The 20,814-nt window shown below is 61.5% G+C and carries 16 protein-coding genes and 1 tRNA gene; 10 read left to right on the forward strand and 7 right to left on the reverse strand.

Going from position 1 to position 20,814, the window contains the following annotated elements; translation table 11 throughout:
• The first annotated feature begins 155 nt into the window (after positions 1-155).
• The 6 genes from ACP146_RS16865 to ACP146_RS16890 all read left to right on the forward strand — a co-directional run bounded on the left by ACP146_RS16865 (position 156) and on the right by ACP146_RS16890 (position 7,688).
• Complete coding sequence (locus tag ACP146_RS16865) at positions 156-1,160, forward strand: polyprenyl synthetase family protein (protein ID WP_422369665.1); 1,005 nt, start codon at positions 156-158, stop codon at positions 1,158-1,160.
• Between the two features lie 728 nt (positions 1,161-1,888).
• Complete coding sequence (locus ACP146_RS16870; protein ID WP_422367915.1) at positions 1,889-2,392, forward strand: pentapeptide repeat-containing protein; 504 nt, start codon at positions 1,889-1,891, stop codon at positions 2,390-2,392.
• A gap of 209 nt (positions 2,393-2,601) precedes the next feature.
• Positions 2,602-3,021, forward strand: coding sequence for a rhodanese-like domain-containing protein (locus ACP146_RS16875; RefSeq protein WP_422367916.1), 420 nt, complete (start codon positions 2,602-2,604; stop codon positions 3,019-3,021).
• A 112-nt stretch (positions 3,022-3,133) separates the two neighbouring features.
• Positions 3,134-4,702 (forward strand): ATP-binding protein, encoded by a 1,569-nt coding sequence (locus ACP146_RS16880; protein ID WP_425032896.1) that lies wholly within the window; start codon positions 3,134-3,136, stop codon positions 4,700-4,702.
• Positions 4,703-4,752: 50 nt separating this feature from the next.
• The gene (locus ACP146_RS16885) at positions 4,753-6,432 is read left to right on the forward strand and encodes an ethylbenzene dehydrogenase-related protein (RefSeq protein ID WP_422367918.1); all 1,680 of its coding nucleotides are present in this window, start codon (positions 4,753-4,755) and stop codon (positions 6,430-6,432) included.
• A gap of 23 nt (positions 6,433-6,455) precedes the next feature.
• Complete coding sequence (locus tag ACP146_RS16890) at positions 6,456-7,688, forward strand: 2Fe-2S iron-sulfur cluster-binding protein (RefSeq protein WP_422367919.1); 1,233 nt, start codon at positions 6,456-6,458, stop codon at positions 7,686-7,688.
• Positions 7,689-7,901: 213 nt separating this feature from the next.
• Here ACP146_RS16890 and ACP146_RS16895 read toward each other — a convergent pair.
• A tRNA-Pro gene (locus ACP146_RS16895) sits at positions 7,902-7,978 on the reverse strand.
• Positions 7,979-8,278: 300 nt separating this feature from the next.
• Between ACP146_RS16895 and ACP146_RS16900 the strand changes: the two genes are divergently transcribed.
• From ACP146_RS16900 to ACP146_RS16915, 4 genes are all read left to right on the forward strand, one after another.
• Positions 8,279-9,331, forward strand: coding sequence for a TAXI family TRAP transporter solute-binding subunit (locus ACP146_RS16900; protein WP_422367920.1), 1,053 nt, complete (start codon positions 8,279-8,281; stop codon positions 9,329-9,331).
• Positions 9,332-9,641: 310 nt separating this feature from the next.
• Positions 9,642-10,703, forward strand: a complete 1,062-nt coding sequence (locus tag ACP146_RS16905) for a TRAP transporter substrate-binding protein (protein ID WP_422367921.1) — start codon at positions 9,642-9,644, stop codon at positions 10,701-10,703.
• A 185-nt stretch (positions 10,704-10,888) separates the two neighbouring features.
• The gene (locus ACP146_RS16910; protein ID WP_422367922.1) at positions 10,889-11,497 is read left to right on the forward strand and encodes a TRAP transporter small permease subunit; all 609 of its coding nucleotides are present in this window, start codon (positions 10,889-10,891) and stop codon (positions 11,495-11,497) included.
• A complete protein-coding gene (locus ACP146_RS16915; protein WP_422367923.1) occupies positions 11,497-12,867 on the forward strand; it encodes a TRAP transporter large permease in 1,371 nt (456 codons plus the stop codon). Before ACP146_RS16910 ends, ACP146_RS16915 begins: the two co-directional genes overlap by 1 nt.
• 112 nt (positions 12,868-12,979) lie before the next feature.
• Here the strand turns inward: ACP146_RS16915 and ACP146_RS16920 are convergent, their stop codons facing one another.
• The 6 genes from ACP146_RS16920 to ACP146_RS16945 form a co-directional block, all read right to left on the reverse strand.
• Positions 12,980-14,065 carry a DUF2336 domain-containing protein gene (locus tag ACP146_RS16920; RefSeq protein ID WP_422367924.1) on the reverse strand — a complete coding sequence of 362 codons (1,086 nt, stop codon included), beginning with the start codon at positions 14,063-14,065 and terminating at the stop codon, positions 12,980-12,982.
• Between the two features lie 268 nt (positions 14,066-14,333).
• On the reverse strand, positions 14,334-15,092 hold the full coding sequence (locus ACP146_RS16925; protein WP_422367925.1) for a DUF6969 family protein: 759 nt from the start codon (positions 15,090-15,092) through the stop codon (positions 14,334-14,336).
• A gap of 112 nt (positions 15,093-15,204) precedes the next feature.
• Positions 15,205-16,095: a formylglycine-generating enzyme family protein gene (locus ACP146_RS16930; protein ID WP_422367926.1), complete on the reverse strand. Its 891-nt coding sequence runs from the start codon at positions 16,093-16,095 to the stop codon at positions 15,205-15,207.
• A 99-nt stretch (positions 16,096-16,194) separates the two neighbouring features.
• The gene (locus ACP146_RS16935; RefSeq protein ID WP_422367927.1) at positions 16,195-16,623 is read right to left on the reverse strand and encodes a universal stress protein; all 429 of its coding nucleotides are present in this window, start codon (positions 16,621-16,623) and stop codon (positions 16,195-16,197) included.
• A 163-nt stretch (positions 16,624-16,786) separates the two neighbouring features.
• Entirely contained in the window at positions 16,787-19,432 is a 2,646-nt protein-coding gene (locus tag ACP146_RS16940; RefSeq protein ID WP_422367928.1) for a TRAP transporter permease, read from the reverse strand.
• Positions 19,433-19,582: 150 nt separating this feature from the next.
• Complete coding sequence (locus ACP146_RS16945; RefSeq protein ID WP_425032901.1) at positions 19,583-20,566, reverse strand: TAXI family TRAP transporter solute-binding subunit; 984 nt, start codon at positions 20,564-20,566, stop codon at positions 19,583-19,585.
• Between the last annotated feature and the right edge of the window lie 248 nt (positions 20,567-20,814).

Below are 20,814 nucleotides of genomic sequence, written 5' to 3' on the forward strand. Positions count from 1 at the left end.
CCCGGGGTATCGGACTTGACCGCCCGGCGGTTAAACCTATGCTGCCTTGCAGGGTCCGAAACAAGTCCGGAGACCCGTAACGGCGGCCGTCAGGGCACGCCTATATTAAGGGATTGCTTAAGCGTGAGAGGTCCGTCGTGGCGTTAGTCGCCGAAATCGGCAAAGAGGAGAAAAACCCGGAAAGAACCGGTGTCGAACTCCTGACAACGCTTGTGGCGGAGGACCTGCAGGCGGTCAACAAGCTGATCGTCAAGCACATGGATTCCCCGGTCGCCTTGATACCGCAGTTGGCCGGGCACATCGTCGCCGCCGGCGGCAAGCGTCTGCGGCCCATGCTGACCCTCGCCTCCGCAGGGCTCTGCGGGTATCGCGGCGAGCGTCATCTGGGACTGGCAGCCTGCGTCGAATTCATTCACACCGCGACCCTGCTGCACGACGATGTCGTCGACGCCAGCGACCTGCGCCGCGGCCTGGCCACGGCCAATGCCGTCTGGGGCAACAAGCCCAGCGTGCTGGTGGGCGATTTCCTGTTCAGCCGGGCGTTCCAGCTTATGGTCGCCGACGGCAGCCTGGATGTCCTGCGCATTCTTTCCAATGCCTCTGCAGTGATTGCCGAGGGTGAAGTCCTGCAGCTCATGACCGCCAACGACACCTCCTCGGACGAGAATGCCTATATGGAGGTGGTCGAGGCCAAGACGGCGGCGCTCTTCGCCGCCGCCTGCCGCATCGGTGCGGTGGTGGCAGAACGCCCCGAAGCCGAAGAACTGGCCCTGGAGCGCTTTGGCCGGGATCTGGGGATCGCCTTCCAACTGGTTGATGACGTGCTCGACTATTCCGCCCTACAGGCCGATCTCGGCAAATCGGTGGGCGACGACTTCCGCGACGGCAAGATCACCCTGCCCGTGGTGCTCGCCTTCCAGCGCGCCAATGAGGCGGAGAAAGTCTTCTGGCGGCGCTGTCTGGAGGATCAGGACCATCAGGAGGGCGATCTGGAAAAAGCGATCGGTCTGATGCAGCGCCACGGCACCTTGACGGATTCGATGGCAAAGGCCCGGGATTATGCCAGTTCTGCCCGCCAGGCCCTCGAAGGCTTTGCGGAGAGCCCGGCCAAAGCCGCGCTCCGCGACATTGCCGACTTCTGCGTGGAACGGGCCTATTGACGCCGCTCCGGCGGCGCCACATGGATCTCCGCGCTGTCAGCTCTCTTCCGCCATTAACTGGCGCCATTCGCCAAGCCAGCTCAATTCGTCCAGAAACGCCATAAGCCGCACACAGAGAGCCACCGGGTGCGGAATCGCCGTGTCTCCCGACGCCCAGCGCCGCACCGTCGGTCGTTCACGCGCAACTCTCGCGACAACGCCGTCTGCCACCGCGGCGTCCCATACAACTGTGTGCAAATTCGATCCAACTCTTCCGCGGCCATCTCGCCCTCGATGGATTCCGCCATGGCTTTCTCCTGGCCTCTCGCTTCGATTCGCGAATAATAGGGCAATTTGCCTTTTGCGTCAAAACTGAAACGGACAATATGCCCCATCATTGCAATCTGCTTTGGGCAAAATGCCCTTAACTCAGGCGAATTCAGTGAATATATCGGCTGAAAAGGCTATTATGCCCTAATAATTAGTCTATAAAATTTTATATACTTCGAAATTTGTAGAATAGAGTTGTTTTGTTGTTGACTCCGGAAAAGAGAAAAAGTATATTCTCATCATCGTTCAGAGAGAGATCGCACTTCCTACGTTCCTGATCTACGCGCTTCGCATCGCAAACAAACCTCTCCGACGATTGTGACTGTTGCTGCATATTCAATATTTGGGGGTCGAATTACTTCGACCCCCTTTTTTTATCTTGGTCCCTTTGAAAGTGTCGCCCTGCATAGGAGCCTGAGATGTCCGGATTTCCAGATTTTCTGACCCGCGAGCGGCCGCCCCAGCGCGTGCTCCGCAGCCGCCGCGTCACCCCGCAGGAGCTCAAACGCCTGCTGTCCACCCATGCGCAGTTCCGCCAAGGCGCCCGCGGCGGGCGGCGGGCCGTGATGCTGCGCTGTGACCTCTCGGGCCTCGATCTGCAGGGAGTCGACCTCAGCGGCGCAGATATCATCGAATGCGACTTTAGCGACGCCGACCTCTCCCATGCCAAGCTGGAGAACGCCACCCTCGCCGGCTGCCGCTTTGAAAACAGCCGCCTGCAGGCCGCCAATCTATCGGGGGCCAACCTCTCCCGCTCGGACTTCAAGAAGGCTGATCTGCGGGGCACCGATCTGGCCGATGCGGACCTCTCAGGCGTCAGCCTCGGGATGGCCAGATTTGGCGAAAGTCCTCAATCCGGGCTGCCCACGAACATCGACACCCGGGCCCTGGACCGCGCGATGATGCAACGTAAACGACACTAGCAACGCAAGATTCTCTTTTCAGGCGTATGATGCGGCACGGTGAATCAGTGAGCAAAAACCCAGAAATTCAGTCAGAAGAATGCTTTACTTGGACAGCTACAAAGCATTGTCAACTTTCAGTTTTATCTATTGCTCCTGTTAATGCGTCATTAGTTTCCAGTTACTAGTTTGTGGGCTAAACTACGGTTAACAAAGTGGAGCAACTCATCATGAAGAGGATTATCTGCGCGCTCATTCTCGGCCTGGGACTTGCCGGAGCAGCGAACGCAGCCGAGGAAACTCCTTTGCAGCTTGAGGGTGTGACCATCGTTTCGGCTCAGGAACTGGAACCGATGCTGAATCAGGGCATTTTCATCTACGATCTGCGCAAAAAAGCGTCTTACGTTGATGGGCACGTGCCGGGCGCCGAGTCGGCAGCGGCCTACTACAATGCCCAGACAACAACCTTGGATACTGGCTTCCTTGGGCCCAACAAGTCGGATAGGGTCTTGTTTTACAGCCACGGTACAACGGGCTGGAAAAGCTATTGGGCCGCGAAGCGTGCAGTCGAAGCCGGCTACACGAATGTAATGTGGATGCGTGGCGGATTCTCTGAATGGGCGGCAAGCGAGCTTCCTATTTCCCGCTGACGCAATGTGGGGTTTGCGTCGACCATAGGATAAAGGGGCTCGCCTGTTGGCTCGTCGGGCGCGACGGTTAGGATGGTTCGGAAGGATCAGGACCCAGGCCCAAGCGGCCCTGGTGGTGTTCCTGATTGTTCTCGTCGCCCAGTTTGCGGCGTTGACCTATGCCCTTCAGCGCGATCAGGCGCTGATGCAGGACATCGTCGAGCAAAACGAGGCATCGCGGCGCGCCATCGACGCCCTGGCGGATGACCTCGCCCTGCTCAGTTACCGTATCATCGGCGTCAGCGGCGGTATCTATGCCGCGCAAAGCATCGCCTACGAGCTGCCCAGTCTCGGCAACCGTATCGTCGAGCACTGGAGCCTGGTGGACAAACGTCTCTCCGATTTCTCGGACGAGCGAACCAAGGCCCGTGCCGCAAAAGCGATCAACGGGCTGCCCAGCTTCCTGGAAAAGACGCGTCTGCTCTTCGAAGCGACCGGCCCCGTCCCTTCGCCAAGCGAGCTGGCACAGCTGGAGCGCAATCACGATGAGTGGCTGGATTATCGCGGCGCGCTGAATGTCTTCACGGAAACCGTACGCCTGCGCGTGGCCGAACACTCCGCCCAGAACTTCGAAGAGCTGAAGAACATTCAGTCCAAGCTCTCGGCCTGGTCGGCAACGGCACTGGCCAGCGGGCTGATCGCGCTCGCCGTCACCTGGTATCTTCTCATCTTCCGCATTGCCCGTCCGGTGACGGCGCTGGTCGCCTCTATGCGCCGCATCGCGACCGGAGAAACCTCCACCGAGGTGCCGAACCTCGACCGCGGCAACGAGGTCGGCGACATGGCGCGCGCCGTTCAGGTATTCAAAGCAAAGTCGATCGAAAACCAGCGCCTGCAGGAAGAGGAGGCCAAGCGTGGTGTCGAACTGGCGCAGGCGCGCGACGATGCCGAGGCGGCCAACCGCGCAAAGTCGGAATTCCTCGCCAACATGAGCCACGAGCTGCGCACGCCACTGAACGCCATCATCGGCTTCTCGGAAATCATGCAACGCAGTCTGCATGGCCCGCTCGGCAACGCGCGCTACGAGGAATACACAAACGACATTCATCAAAGCGGCCGGCACCTGCTCGAAATCATTAACGATATTCTCGACATCGCGAAGGTGGAAGCCGGCAAGCTCGACCTGAGACGCGATCGAATCAGCATAGACGACCTGTTCAGCTCCTGCGGCCGCCTGATGGCCGAGCGTGCCTCCAGCGCCGGCGTTGCCTTGAAGATCGAACCGGCGATCGATATGCCCGACCTGGTCGCCGACAAGACGCGTCTGCGGCAGATCATCCTTAACCTTCTCTCCAACGCCATCAAGTTCACGCCCAGCGGCGGCAGCGTCACTCTGCGCTCAAACATGCTGGAAAACGGAATCAGCCAGCTGCATGTCGTCGATACCGGCATCGGCATGACCGAGAAGGAAATGGCGTTAGCCATGCAACCCTTTACGCAGATTGAACATTCACTATCGCGGCGCTTTGAGGGCACGGGTTTGGGCCTGCCTCTGACAAAGGCGCTGGTCGAACTGCACTCCGGTAAGTTAAGCTTGCAAAGCGAAAGGGGGGTCGGTACCACAGCAAGTATTAATCTCCCGGTTGCATCAGGAGAGATCGAAGAACAAGAGGATCAACAGGCTCATCCGCCGGAAAGATAAGGTGGCGCAGCTAAGCCGCCTGGGGGGGTGATTGAGCAGGGAGCTTGACTGTGCAGCAACTAGACTCTTCTGAGCCGGCGGCTCCGCCCGGCTTGCAGCAGCGGCTTAGAAGTGACTTCGCAACCGCCGCCCTGCACTGGACCATCGTCGCTCTCTTCCTCGTTAACCTTACCACCGGCCTGCGGATTGCCAGCGACGCTTCGGATGCATCCTGGTCTTCAGCAGTAGACGCAGTTCTGCTGCAGGGCGACGTTTACGTTCTCCACATATGGTCGGCCTGGGCTCTTACGGCCGCCTGTATCGCCTACATCATTTTTCTGCTGGCTGCCCACCTGGGGCCACGCGTTGCCTTGGACGCGAGCCGCTTTCGCGCCCTCTCCTCGCATGACCGGCGGACGCGCTGGCAGTCCATCAACGTTCTGATCTATTGGCTGGCCTTCCTCCTGGTCGGCGCTGCGGCAGTCACCGGCAGCCTGATGTATTTTCATCTGCTGCCGGAATCGCAAAGCCTGGTGACGACGCTCCACCGCGTGGTCGCCTGGACGCTTTTCGCCTACATCTTCCTCCATGTGATCGCGCAATGGGCCATGGCCGGCTGGCGCGGGCTGTTGAAGATCGTGACCCCGCGCCTCGCCTACATGGCAGCCGCGGTCATCGCCTTTGCCGGTGCCGGGGCTTTTGCGGCCGGCTTGTTTGCGCTCGACCAGATGACCTTGCCCAAACTGGTGGTTGCCAAAGTCAGCGAGGCGCCCAGCCTTGACGGAGAGATTGACGACGCCGCCTGGCGGACGGCCGGCATGGTGGTGATCGATACGCACAAGGGGGCGAACCTGCCGAACGGCAGCATCCCGGTCCACCTGCGCGCCGTCCACGACGGGACCCATGCCTACCTGCTGTTCGAATGGCCCGACACAACGCGCAGCCAGAAACACCTGCCGCTGGAAAAGACGGCCGAGGGCTGGCGCGTCGTCCAGACCGATTTCGCGAGAGCCGACGAAGACCGGTATTACGAAGACAAGTTTGCGGTCATGCTGTCGCGCGACTCTCAGCTTGCGGCCCTGCATACATCCCATCTCGGCGCGCGCCCGCTCGACGATCTGCCGGGGCCGAAGGGCGGACGCGGCCTGCACTATACGACCGACAACTCCGTCGTGGACGTCTGGCATTGGAAGTCGGTGCGCGTCGGCCCGCTGGGCCAGATCGACGACAACTATTTCGGCCCTCCCCGCGCGGCGCCTGAGTCGGCCGGTGCACGCTACACGGGCGGCTACACACAGGACCCGAAGACCGGCGGCGGCTTCACCATGAATTGGGAGAAGTTCGACACCGGCACGGTGCAACCGCGCTGGCTGCCGCGTTCGCCGGACGTTCTTGCCGAACGCATGGGGCCGATCAACATGGATCCCGACGTGGGTGACGACGGCCTCTGGTGGTTGCCGCGCAGCCTGATGGTCGAGGCGACACCGGAACACGACGCCCTCTTTCCCGTCGGCACGGTGATGCCGAGCGTTATTGTCGAAGAACCATTCCAGGGTGACCGCGGCGATGTCGAAGCCGTCGCCGAATGGCGTGACGGCTGGTGGCGCATGGAAGTAAAACGGAAACTCGAATCAACCTCAGACTACGACGTCACCATCGGTGAGGGCACCTACCTCTGGGTCTCGATATTCGACCACACGCAGACCCGGCACAGCTTTCACCTGAGGCCTGTTCAACTCGAACTCCAATGACTTGATCCAAGGACACTGTCGCTATGACAAAGCTTACCATCAGACAGTGGCCTTTGCCGGTTGAGACCGGCCGGTCGACCATTCTGGACGCCGCGCTGGCCTCGGGCGTGCCCTTTCCGCATGGATGCCGCACCGGCGAGTGCGGCGCCTGTAAAAGCCTGTTGCTGTCGGGCGACGTCACGATGTCGAACTACGATCGCGAGGTCTTGAGCGACGCCGAGAAGAAGGCCGGCTTTGTCCTCGCCTGCCGTGCAAAGCCGCTCTGCGATGTCCACGTGTCCTGGCTTGGCGGCTCCGTCAATATCGAGCTGCCGATCCGCCGCATGAACGCCCAGGTCACCAACATCGAGCAGGTCAACCCGATCATCCGGCGAATCTATGTCTGGCCGGAAGAGACGCTGCAGTTCGCCGCTGGACAGTTCGCGCGGCTGCGCTTCGGCAATCTGCCGGCCCGGGCCTATTCGATGGCCAACGCACCGGGCGACGAAGCCCTTGAGTTCCACATTCGCCTGATCCCCGGCGGCGCCGTGAGCAATCACATCGCCCAGGACCTGGAAGTCGGTGATACGGTTCAGATCGAGGGGCCCTTCGGCAACGCCCACCTGCGCCCCGAAGACCGCAGTCCGCTGGTATTGGTTGCCGGCAGTTCGGGCTTGGCCCCGGCGAAGTCGATCATTCGAACGGCACTGCTCAATCAGCCCGACCGGGAGGTGCATCTCTACTTCGGTGTGCGCAATGAGGAGTACGTCTACGACGAGACCGAACTGCAGGTCCTCGCTACGCGCTACAAAAACCTGAAGGTCGAGACCGTCCTCTCCGAACCGCAGGGGCAGACCGAGCGCCGCACGGGTATGCTGACCGACGTTCTCGCCCAGGACCTGATCGCCCATACCACGGCGCAATTCTATATGGCCGGGCCGCCGGAGATGGTCACCGCCGTGTCAAAGGTGGTGGCCGACTTCGGTATCGGGAAAGAACAGATTCACGCCGATCCGTTTCACACCGGCGGCCCCTCGGCGCAGATTGAAGAGCCCGCCGGGAACATCACCAAACTGCTCTCCGGGTTCCGCAGACTGTTGCCTGTGGGCCGCCTGCGCCATGCCCCGGCGGGCGGGGCGCCGCGCAGCGTCCAGGCCGTTCATCAGGCGGCACAGGAGAAACGGGCGGGCCGTGCGGAGGCAGTGACGGAAATCGCCAATGATCCGCAGCCCGCCGAAGAGGCCGAGGTCCGTGGCGGCGACCGGCGGCCGGGCTGACGTCACCGGCCAGCGCCGGGCTGTCCGGGGCGTGCTGCATGGGGGCGTTCTGCCTGGGGGCGCTCCACATGGGGCGGCAGCCAGCAGGACCGGGCGGGCGCTCAGGCGGCCCCGGGCTTTCGTCAGGGATGAGATATCTGTCTGATTGCTGCGCCTTGCTTGCCGGACCAATCCAAGACAGCGATCGTCCGATCACCTTGATTTCCTTGGTATTGGTCGGGGAGAGAGGATTCGAACCTCCGGCCCCTACGTCCCGAACGTAGTGCTCTACCAGGCTGAGCTACTCCCCGGCGCGGCGCGTTATAGCGATTCCCACTGGGCATTGCAATCCCGGCGGCGGCCACCGCCGCTGGGAGACAGGCGGATCTCTTTGTTAACGAATCCGGAACCCTTCTGCGATACTTGTCTGCAGAACCTATGATTGAGCGCTTGACGGGGCCTGTACAATCCGGCGGGATGGCGCCAATAAAGCACTTCAGGGCATTTCTTTGGTAAGTCCTCGTCAAATCTTATCCGGAATTTCAGCGAAAAATCCTTTTTCATTCCCTATCTGCTTTACAGATCATCGCGCTAACTGGACACCGAAGAAAGTGAACAAGGCTTCGACAAAGCGTCTCAACAGGCTGATCGCCGTCATTCTGCTGAGCTTCGTGGCCTCCCCCCTGACTATGGGGCCTGCGGCCGCAGAGCAGCTTTCCCTGTTCCGCATCGGCACCGGCGGCGTTGGCGGGACCTATTATCCCATCGCCGGGCTGGTCGCCCAGGCCATCAGCAACCCTGCAGGCCACTGTGAAGCAGATGAGGTCTGCGGCGTACCGGGCCTGGTGGCGGTGGCCCAGTCCTCAAGCGGATCGGTGACCAACGTGAGGGACATCGCCGGCGGGCGGATCGAGTCCGGCTTCGTCCAGTCCGACGTCGCCTTTTGGGCTTACACCGGCATTGCCGCCTTTGCTGACGACGGACGCCAGACCTCGCTCCGCGCGATCGCCAATCTCTATCCGGAATCTTTTCACATCGTTGTGCGCAGCGACAGCGGTATCGAGACTGTCCCCCAGCTTGCGGGACGGCGTGTGGCTCTGGACGAGGCCGGCTCCGGCACCCTGGTCGGCGCGGAACTGATTCTTGAGGCTTTCGAACTGGTCGAAGCGGGGGTTACCGTCACCTACCTGAAGTCCGATGATGCCATGGAAAGACTCGTCGCCGGTGAACTCGACGCGTTTTTCCTGATTGCCGGCTATCCGGCAAAAGTGGTGCAGTGGGCCAATGAACATACCGACATTCGCCTGCTTCCCATCACCGGGCCCGAGACAGCGACGTTGGTCGAGGTTAATCCCTTTCTGCAACGCGACGTGATCCCCGGCGCCACCTACGAAGGGGTTGGCCAGGTCGAGACCCTGACCGTCGCGGCGCAGTGGATCACCCGCGAGGATATCGCCGAAGAAACGGTCTACGGCATCCTTCAGGCGCTGTGGCGCAGCGATGCCCGCCGGCTGCTGGACCGGGGACACACCCAGGGAAGGGTCATTCGCCTCGAAACCGCCTTGGAAGGGGTCGGTATCCCCCTGCATCCCGGGGCTCTGCGTTTCTATCGCAGTGTCGGCCTGCTCAAGCGTCGCGACAGCAACGAGAACCCGACAAACTGATCGTCCGGGATCTCTGCGCCGGACCCTCAGGCCCGCGCCGCCTTCGCCGGCGGCCAATCCTGCAGAAGTCTCAAAAAATGCCGGCTAGCGCACTGTTTCACAGGCTGTTTGCCAATCATCGGTAGGCCCTCGATCTACCCCTTCCGACTTTGCTTAGGGCTTGTTCGCCGGAGTGCCATAAGCTAGCTTCTGTGCACTTTGCGGGGGCGTCGGGGGTTGGGATCTCAGGCAGTCCTCCAGAGCGGGAAACAAGAATCAAGGCCCGCCAGGTTTCACGGCGGGTGCGAGCAACACGGGAGGACACATCATTATGCGCATCCGCAGAACCTTCACGCTTGCCGTCTCGGCGCTGACAGTCGGCGCGGTCATGGCTTTCGGCTGGCCGGGGGAGGCCGACGCCGAGGACAAACGCGTTCGCTGGAACATGGGCAGCGCCTTCGGCAGCAAGCTCACCCAGCTCGGCACGCTGGGCGTCAGCCTTTCTGAAAAGGTCGAACGCTCGACCGGCGGCAACATCCGCCTGAAGTTCTTCGAGCCCGGCGCGCTGGTGCCGCCGCTGGAGATGTTCGACTCGATTTCCGCCGGCTCGCTCGATGCCGCCTGGTCGACCGCCGGCTACTGGGTCGGCAAGGACGAGACCTTCGCCATGTTCTCCGCCGTGCCCTTCGGTCCACGCGCCGGTGAGTACCTCGGCTGGATGTACTACGGCGGCGGCAAGGAGCTGATGGACGAGCTCTACAGCCCCTTCAACATCAAGGCCATCACCTGCGGCGTGATCGCGCCGGAAGCTTCCGGTTGGTTCCGCAAGGAGATCAACAGCGTTGAAGACCTGAAGGGCCTGAAGATGCGGTTCTTCGGCCTCGGCGCCAAGGTCATGGAAAAGATGGGCGTCTCGACCCAGCTCCTGGCCGGCGGCGACATCTTCCCGGCGCTTGAGCGCGGCTCGATCGATGCCACCGAATTCTCCATGCCGGCGATCGACCTGAACCTCGGTTTCTATCAGGTCGCCAAGCACTACTACTTCCCCGGCTGGCACCAGCAGGCGACGCTGTTCGAGCTGCTGATGAACAAGGAGAAGTACGACGCCCTCTCGGAAACCCAAAAGGCCCAGCTTGAAATGGCCTGCGGCGACAACGTGCGCGAGGGCCTGGCCGAAGGCGAAGCGATCCAGGGTGCCGCCCTGGCCGAGCTGCAGTCGAAGGGCGTGACCATCCATCGCTGGCCGCCCGAGGTTCTGGCAGAGCTGAACGGTGCCTGGAACGAGGTCGCCGGTGAGCTGGCCGCGGAGAACCCGAACTTCAAGAAGGTCTGGGAATCCTACAGCGCCTTCCGCGAGCAGTACAAAATCTGGGACGAACTCGGTTATCTCTGATCCGGACGCAGATCCGGACGCGACCGCGTTCCAAGACCCGCTGAAGCGGTCTTAGCGAAAGCAGCGCCGGAGCTCTCGAAACAGGGCTCCGGCGCTTTTTTTCAAGCAGACCCACTTTCGCGGGAAATGCAGCAAGCCCGGGACGGCAGGACCCGGACCTTGAACAGGGCAGGATGGGAAGCAGCATGGAAGTCTTGATACGCGTCAGCGAGGGGCTGGACCGCGTTATAACGAAGGTCGGCAAGATCGCCGCCTGGGCGGGCCTGATCCTCATTCTGATCACTGTCTTCGATGTGGTGACGCGCCGCTTTTTCGTTCTCGGCTCGACCAAGCTGCAGGAACTGGAGTGGCATTTCCACACCATCCTCTTCGCTTTCTGTCTGGGCTTCGCCTATCTGAAAGACGCCCATGTGCGCATTGACCTGCTGCGCGAAAACCTCAGTGAAAGAACACGGTGGTGGATCGAGTTGGCGGGCTGCCTGCTGTTCCTCATTCCCTACTGCGCCCTGGTGATCTATTTCTCCGTTGAATACACCTACAAGTCCTTCGCCACCAGCGAGGTTTCGGCCTCCGCCACCGGCCTGACCCACCGCTGGATCATCAAGTCGGCCATCCCGCTCGGCTTTACCTTCCTGGCGCTGAGCGGCGTTGCCGTGGTGCTGCGCAAGATTGTCGAACTGTTCGGACCGCCGCCGCTGCGCGAGAAGGTTCACGATACCGAGGAGGCAGAGGCCGAGCATCTGGAAGATGCGGTGCGGCCCATCCTGGACGACCAGGACAGGGAGCAACGCTGATGGATTTCTATATTGAAGACTATCTGCCGCTCTTCATGTTCGGCGCGCTGGCGATGCTGCTGTTCAGCGGCTACCCGGTGGCCTTCGTCCTCGGCGGCATCGGCCTCGCCTTCGGCTTCATCGGCATGTACTTCGAGGTCTTTTCCTTCATTCAGTTCTTCAACATAGCGCCGCGCATCTGGGGCGGTATCGCCGAGAATCTTGTCCTCACCGCCATCCCGATGTTCATCTTCATGGGCACCATGCTGGAACGCAGCGGTGTTGCGAGCGACCTGCTGCACTGTCTTCAGGTTCTGCTGCGGCGGGTACCCGGCGGTCTGGCCCTCTCGGTCACCTTGATGGGCACCATCATGGCGGCCACCACCGGCATCATCGGCGCATCGGTCGTGATGATGACCCTGCTGGCCCTGCCGGTGATGTTGAAGCAGAACTACAACATACCCCTGGCCACGGGCACCATCGCCGCTTCGGGGACTCTCGGCATTCTGATCCCGCCTTCGATCATGCTCGTGATCATGGCCGATCTGCTTGCCCGTTCGGTCGGCAACCTCTTCGTCGCGGCCATCGTGCCGGGCTTCATGCTGGCCGCCTTCTACATGATCTACATCTTCGTACTCTGCCGTTTCAAACCGGAACTGGCGCCGCCGCTGGCGGCCGAGGAAGGGCCGGACAGCGCGCTGGGTCTGATGACGATGGTCCTGCGTTCTTTCATTCCGCCCCTCTTCCTGGTCTTCCTGGTGCTTGGATCGATCGTTTTCGGTTGGGCCACGCCGACGGAGGCCGCCGGTGTCGGCGGCGCCGGCGCCATCCTGCTGGCAATCCTGAACCGGCGCCTGAGCTTCACGGTGCTGAAAGACGTCATCGAACGCTCGGCACTGACCGGCGGCATGCTGTTCGGCATCTTCATCGGGGCGACCTGCTTTTCCTACGTCTTCCGGGCGCTTGGCGGCGACGACATCGTGATCGAACTGGTCGAGAGCCTCGGCCTCGGGTCCTGGGGCCTGCTCTTCATTCTGATGGGGATCGTGTTCTTCCTCGGCTTCTTTTTCGATTGGATCGAGATCACATTGATCGTGCTGCCGGTCTTCGCACCCATCATCGCCGAGCTCGACTTCGGTGATCACGTTCAGGGCACCGAGCTGGTCTATTGGTTCGCGATCCTGCTCGCCGTCAACCTGCAGACGTCGTTCCTCACGCCGCCTTTCGGCTTTGCGCTGTTCTACATGAAGGGCGTGGCGCCGCCGGAAGTGAAGATCCAGCAGATCTACAAGGGCATCATTCCCTTCGTGCTGCTGCAGCTCACCGGGCTGGGGCTGGTCATTGCCTTCCCGGAGATCGCTCTCTGGCTGCCGCGTTTGCTGCTCGACTGACGCTGCCGCATCGCCACCAACAAGAAACGGCGCCGTCCCGCATTGGGCCCGGCGCCGTTTCTGTTTTTTCAAAGCCCTTGCGAAGGAGCGGACAGGCTTTCTGCGGACGTCCTCAGGCAGCCAACTGATGCAGCTTCGCCATCAGGTAGTCGATATCGTCCTTGGTCATGGTCGAGGACGGATCCTCGAACTGGGTCAGAAGCCGCTCGATAATCCGGCTGACGAAGCGCTCGCGGTCGTTACGGCCGCCATCGTAGTCCTCTTCATCGAGGATCCGCACCGCCGCGGAGACAGCGCTCAGCAACCGCCCGGGCATCTTGGCTTTCTCGTAGAGCGAGGAGAGCCCAAGACCGCCTTCGTCATGAATCAGTTTGCGGGCGTTCTTCAAGGGCACGTTGGCGAGGCGCGCCATGGCCGCTTCGAAGAAGGGCATGTCGCCGACGCAAAGCGCGCGGATGATCAATGACGTCGTCAGACGGCCATTGGTGTAGAGCTGGAAGACCAGTTCCTCCAACTCCGCATCCGAGGAGCCGCGGCTCAACAGGCTGACGGTCGCCCGCTCCCGGGTCTGCAGAACCAGGTTGCTTGCCGCATCCGGGGTCAGATTGTGCTTGCTGACGAGATAGCCCTGAAGCTTCTCGGTCATCGCGCTGACCAGTTGTTCGCTGATGCTGGCCGGCAGGCTGGGCCGGCGGGACAGGGAGTCGGAAACAGCCTCGCTGTCCTCATACTCGTTCAAAACACGGTCGAGCGCGTCTTCGCTGAGTTCGGCGCCTTCGTTGGCGACCAGCCGCGCCACCGCCGTTTCGTTGCCGGTTTCGATCAGGGCATCGGCGACGGCGCCGGAAACCGTGGCGCGCTGCGCGATGATAACCTGCTTGGTGCCCGCATTCTCGCCGCGGACAATGCTGATCAGGTCTTCGTCGGTCAGCACCTCGGAAAACTTCAGCACCGGCAGAGCGACGGAGTCGACATCGCGGGCCAGAGTTACGGCAAGGTCGTGGGGCAGATCGGAAGTCGTCTTCAGATTGGCGGCCAGCGCCTCGCGCACCCTGATCTCGGCGTCCTGCGTCAGCTTGCGGAAAATCTCCTCGGCGATCTTGCGCTCGGAGTCGCTCATCCGCGGATGACGCTGGTCGTACTGGGTTGCAATCTTCGAGGTAGTCTCGGCACGCACAGATGGCGAAGGGTCAGCCATCAATCGGGCAACATCCTCCTGGGAAAGGCTTCCTGTCATGTCTCTCTGTCTGCCCGCTGTCTGTCTTCGGGTGTGGGCACCGACAAAAGGCCCGGAGGCCTGCGATCCCACGAAGCAAGTATCCTCCTGCGGCGTTAATTCATGCTTAAAATCTGACCAATGACCCTCAAGCCTCAACAGGCCGGACTAAGGATTTTCGGACAGGGTACTACCGATTACGGCCGAATTCCCACGACACCACGACTGCAGGTAGAAACCTGGCGGCACCTTATTGACGGGCGAGAAGCTGCTTGGCGACCGCCTGGATCTGCTTGTTCGGGTCAATATCCAGGAACGACGTGACCTCCAGCTCACGATCCTCGAAGACATCGCGGTCTCCATTCTGCTGCTGCCAGAGCGAAACCTTGCGGTCCCGGGCCTCCAGCAGCTCGATAATCTGCGGCTTGTAGAGTTGGACCATGGCCGTAACCCAGCGGTTCACCGGCCAGGACGGCTGGGTATGGTCGATCTTGAAATAGTCCAGCAGCACCGTGACATCCTTGGCGTCGTACCAGACCTCGCCGGTTACCCAGCGGTTCACCGTAAAAATCCGGAACGGCAGCCCTTCGGGGGTCATGGAAATCGCGATCAGATGACTGAGGGCATCGTTGGGGTCTTCAGGCTTTACGAAACCCGGCACAGCCGCGGGTTTGATACCGGGCGGCATACCCTTGGGCCGGACGAAGGTATGGAAATGGCCGTGCTCGCCCTCGAAGCGCTGATCCGGCGCATGGGCATGATAGTAGAACTGGCCGTGGGTTTCGTGGTCGTAGACATCGCCCGGCGGATAGTGATCCCACTCATAGAAGGTCCCGTTGTTCTTCAGCAGCTCCCCAACGATGTTGTCACCGGTTTTGGCGAGGACGCGGTGAATCTCGGCCACTTCCTGGCCGGCTTCCGCCATGGCTTCCAGGTCTTCGGTTGAAAGCGGCTCCAAAGCAAAATCGCTGTCGACCGCGCTTTCTCTGATCTGTGCTTCGCTTCTCATGATCTCAGATACCTACATACGCCCGGGCCGCAATACGAGCCCCCGGAGCATCACTTCGACGTGAAGCTAGCACCGGTGCCGACGGCAGAACAGCCGACATACCAGAATAACCCTATTCTACGATAAGGCGAAAACCGATAAGAATGTGTTTCAGTGCTTGAGGCCGGCTGTGCTGAGCCGCCGGGCGGCAAACACCGCAACCGCTGTCGTCCCAGGATCCGCCTTTGACCAGATAGCGGTCGCCGCTTCCTGAGGCGGTTGCTGTGGCCGTCCACTCAAAGACCTGCCCGGCGGCATCCACCAGGCCATAGGGGCTGTTTCCTTCGGGAAAGCGCCCGACCGGCAGCGTGTCGAAAGGCCCCCGGTCGTGGCTGTTGAGCCGCGCAGGGTCCCAGGCATCGCCCCAGGGGAAGCGCAGGCCCGCAGGACCGCGGGCCGCCTTTTCCCACTCAAGCGCCGTCGGCAGGCGCCACGACCGCCCGGTTTGCGCCGTCAGCCAGGCCGCAAAGGCCCGGGCATCGGCATGAGAGACCAGCACCACCGGATGGTCTTCCCTGCCCGCCGGCAGTTTGCCGCCAATCCAGGCATGGCGCCGGGTACGCTCGAAGGGATGGATCAGCCCATAGCCGGCCCAGGTGCGGGGATCGACGTCCGGCGCTGCATGACCGGTCGCTGCAACAAAAGCGGCATAGTGTCGGTTGGTGATCGGGGTTTCGGTGATCCGAAAGGCCGGCAACGATTGTTCCGTCCTTGGACGCTCGGCCTCGTACCAGCGCCCTTGCCGCGTACGGCTGTGGCCATAGGCGGCCTCGTCGAGGCGGTAGGCAGCCTCCCGCTCCGCCCGATCCGAACCGGCGATGAAAGGCCCGGCGGGAATCCCGATTACCGCTGGTTCCTTAAAGGGCGCCGCGCCGCCTTGGGCGGCTTCCGGCACAGCCGCCAAAGCCAGAGCCAGAGCCAGCACAGCGGCCAAGCCGCCGAGGTGAGTTGCATTCCAGGACATCAGGAGAGATTAACCGGGACGGCGGCCGCCGATCCACTAACGCTGTTTCACAATTCAGTGGAACCCGCCACCGGCCAGCAAGCCGGGGGGGCCTTCCCCTCAGTCCCGCACCACCGTCACGGAGCAATGGGCGTGGCGCACGACACGGGCGGCGTTGGGGCCGAGCAGGTAGTCCTGCAGTTCCGGCCGATGGGAAGCCATGACGATGAGATCGACATCGGCCTCCTTGGCGAAATGCAGGATCTGCTCGTAGATCGTGCCGTGAGCGACAATGTGCTGCACCTTGATGTCGTCTGGAACAGCCTGAGCCACAAAGGCATGGAGTTGTTTGTTGGCCTCTTCCAGGGCCTGTTCTTCGAAATTCGCCGGGAAGAAGCCGCTGACGATGCTCATCCCGAAGTTCGGCACAATGGTCATGACGTGCAGGCGGCTGCCAAAGGCCTTGGCGATCTCGACGGCAGCCGTAACCGCCTTGGTCTGGGTTTCCTGATTGCCCAGGTCGACCGGCAGCAGAATGTCCTTAAACATGACTGTACTTCCCCCTTACCGATATCCTAGATCGGATCATGTTTTGACGTAACCACTCCGTGGTTGCGCCAAAACATGTGAATCCGATCGACCTCAAACAGTTAGAGCAGATTCACTGGGTTGGATGGATCGCTCACGCGAGTCCATCAAACCCGGATCTGCTCTAGGCAGCCGCCGCGGCGGGCATCTTGTTGCGGCGCCCCCGCTGCATGATGATGATCAGGCCCAACAGCAACAGCGCCGGAATGTACATGAGCTGCTTGGGCAGTTGGTCGATGGGTTCCTTGACGGAAACGATCACCTGATCGAACTCCAGACCGGCCGCTTCAGCGGGTGAATCGAACCCGGCGTTGTCGACCAAGACCTGCTCCCCGTCGATCAGCACATCCAGGCCGGCTGCAGAGAGCCGCTCCTCACCGGTCGCCCCCTCACCCATGGGCAATAAAGCGACGAAGCTGCGCGGATTGCCGACCGCGTCGATCCCATCGACACGCAGGCGCAAGGTCTCGCCCGCCTGCAGGCGGTCGGCCACGGCCATGATCTCGGCAGGTGCGGCATCGCGGGTCGGCGGCGAGACCATGTCCATCCAGAACCCCGGCCGGAACAGCGTGAAGGCGATCAACAGCAGCGCCACGGTCTCGTAAGCGCGGTTGCGGGCCAGGAAAAAGCCCTGGGTCGCCGCCGCGAAGATCAGCATCGCCGCGGTCGCAACAACGAAGACCATGATGCCCCCCAACCAGTCGACGTTGATCAGCAGCAGATCGGTGTTGAAGATGAAGAGGAAGGGCAGCGCCGCCGTGCGCAGGCTGTAGAAGAAAGCGACGAAGCCGGTCTTGATCGGGTCGCCACCGGATACCGCCGCCGCGGCAAAGGAAGCCAGACCAACCGGCGGCGTCACGTCGGCCATGATGCCGAAGTAGAAGACAAAGAGATGCACGGCAATCAGCGGCACGATGAGACCCGCATCCTGGCCGAGCTGAACGATGACCGGCGCCAGCAGTGCCGAGACCACGATGTAGTTTGCCGTGGTCGGCAGACCCATGCCGAGGATCAGGCTCAGAACAGCCGTCCAGAGCAGGATCAGCAGGATGTTGCCGAAGGAGAGGATCTCGACGAGATCGGCCAGCACCAGACCGACGCCCGTCTGGGACACCGAACCCACGATAACGCCGGCAGTCGCCGTGGCGATGCCGATGCCGATCATGTTGCGGGCACCGGCAACGAGGCCTTCATAGAGCTCGGTCAGACCCTTGCCGAACCAGGCGCCCAGTGCCGACTCGCCGCGGAACAGCGCAAACAGCGGCCGCTGCGTGACGACGATGAAGATCATGAAGGCCGTCGCCCAGAAAGCCGAGAGCGCGGGCGATAGCCGTTCCACCATCAGGCACCAGACCAGCACGATGACCGGCAGGACGAAATGGATGCCGGATTTCACCGTAGGCCCGACCTTGGGCAGCGAGACAATGGGAGCATTCGGATCGTCCAGTTCCAGGTCCGGGTAGGCGGAACAGAACTTCACGATGGCCGTGTAGACTGCCGTCAGCAGCGCCGCAATGATCCATCCGGAGTAATCGTCGAACAGGACGTTGATCCAGCCAAGCCCATAGTAAGTGGCCAGCGCCAGTCCACAGACCACGGCGAGACCGAAAGCCGTCATGATCAGGAACTTCATCAGCGGTGTCGGCTCGGAGGCCCGCGGCAAACCTTTCATGTCCGCTTTCATCGCTTCCAGATGAACGATGTAGACCAGCGCGATGTAGGAGATCAGCGCCGGAACAAAGGCGTGGGTCACCACCTCGAAGTAAGAGATGCCGACGTATTCGACCATCAGGAAAGCGGCGGCGCCCATGACCGGCGGCATGATCTGGCCGTTCACGGAAGAGGCGACCTCGACGGCGCCGGCTTTCTCCGGCGAGAAGCCGACCCGTTTCATCATCGGGATGGTGAAGGTGCCGGTGGTCACCACATTGGCGATCGAAGAGCCGGAGATCAGGCCGGTCATCGCAGAGGCGACCACCGCCGCCTTGGCCGGGCCGCCGCGATAGTGCCCGAGCAGCGAGAAGGCCACCTTGATGAAGTAATTGCCGGCACCGGCCTTGTCGAGCAGGGCGCCGAACAGAACGAAGAGGAAAACGAAGTCGGTCGACACGCCGAGGGCAACACCGAAGACGCCCTCCGTCGTGATCCATTGATGATTGACCACGCCGGCAAGCGAGACGCCCTTATGGGCGATCAGGTCCGGCATGTACTGACCGAAGAAGGTGTAGATCAGGAAGATCGAGGCGATCACCATCAGCGGTGGGCCCAAGGCGCGGCGTGTCGCCTCCAACAGGATCACCATGCCGATGCAGGCGACCGTAATGTCCATCGTGTTGGGGTTGGCCGGGCGCAGGGAAATGGCATCGTAGAACCAGAACAGGTAGCTGCCGCAGAAAGCGCCGACCAGCGCCAGGACCCAGTCCTGAATCGGAATGTAGTGGCGCGGCGAACGCTTCATCGCCGGGTAGGCCAGGAATGCCAGGAAAATCGCAAAGCCCAGATGTATCGCCCGCGACTCGGTGTTGTTCAGCACCACCGGCAGGCCGGATATCTCTGCAAACACAAAAGGCAAGGGCGAGGCGATCCAGACCTGGAACAGCGACCAGGCCGCCGCTGTCCAGAGGATGATGTGCATGGGGATGCCGCTCGGGGCGCGTCCGCCGGTGTCCGAAGAGGCAACCAGATCCTGCAGTTCGTCATCGGACATCGGGGCACCGCCGGCCCCTGCTTGTGCACCGGCCGGACGGCCGCTGTTCGAATCGTCTGACATCGCTGTTCCCCGCTCTTGAGGGCCGCCCGGATTGCAGCGCCCTCCATCCCCAAAAACAAAGCTGCCCGGTCTTTGCCGGACTTATTCTTTTGCTCTTACGTCAACCAAAGGAAACGGTGGGCGGGAGAACCCCGCCCACCAGGGCCGGAACTACATCCAGCCGCGTTCCTTGTAGTACTTCACGGCGCCCGGATGCAGCGGGGCCGAGAGGTTGTTGGTGATCATGTCCGCTTCTTTCAGGTTCGCGAAAGCCGGATGCAGCTTCTTGAACCGATCGAAGTTGTCGAAGACCGCCTTCACAACCTGGTAGATGGTCTCTTCGTCCGCCTTGGTGGAGGAGACGAAGGTCGCACCGACGCCGAAGGTCTCGACATCGTCAGCCGTGCCGTCATAAGTGCCGCCGACGACCGTGGCCTTGGCGTAGTAGTCATTGTCATTGGCCAGAGCATCGATTTCCGGACCAGTGACAGGCACGATGATCGACTCGCAGGACGTCGTGGCTTCCTTGATGGTACCGCTGGGGTGACCAACAGTGAATACGATGGCATCGATCTTATTGTCGCAGAGGGCCGCGGATTGCTCTGCCGACTTCAGTTCGGACGCCAGCTTGAAGTCGCCCATTTCCCAGCCGAGCTTGCCCATGACCACTTCCATGGTACCCCGCGCGCCGGAGCCGGGATTGCCGACGTTCACGCGCTTGCCTTTCAGATCAGCGAAGGTCTTGATCCCCGAATCCGAACGGGCAACGACGGTGAACGGCTCAGGATGCACGGAGAAGACGGCGCGCAGATCCTTGTTGGCTCCATTGGGGAACTTGTCGGCCGCAGTGCCGTTATAGGCATGGTACTGCCAATCGGACTGGGCGACGCCCATATCCTGCTCGCCATTGCCGATGGCATTCAGGTTGGCGACGGAGCCGCCGGTCGAAGGCGCCGTGCACTTGATCCCGTGATCCTTCTGACCGCGGTTCACCAGTTTGCAGATCGACTGGCCGACTACGTAGTAGACGCCCGTCTGACCGCCGGTGCCGATGGTGACGAACTTTTCGTTTGCCTGGGCAGTGACTGATGCGCCCGCCAGCACGGCGGCCACCGACAGGCCCAGGACAGTTGACTTCAATGCAATACGTTTCATGAGTTCTTCGCTCCCGACCTTCACGGTCTGAGTTGAAATAATCACTGACAGGCCCCTTGCCGGAGGCCTGCCGCTCTCCCCCCGATTCGAAAACCAGGCTTGCAGAGGGAATAAATGCGGGAATCGGCCGCGAACAGGGCTCTGGCGAGCCCCGATCGGACCGGTCCAGCGTCGTGTTGCAGCGTAAGCTGTAGCGCAGCACTTTTCAGAGCTGATGGTTCCCTGTGCTATTTATCCAGCGATTGATT

Origin of the sequence: Pelagibius sp., from assembly GCF_965249265.1 — a bacterium.
GTDB lineage: Bacteria > Pseudomonadota > Alphaproteobacteria > Kiloniellales > Kiloniellaceae > Pelagibius.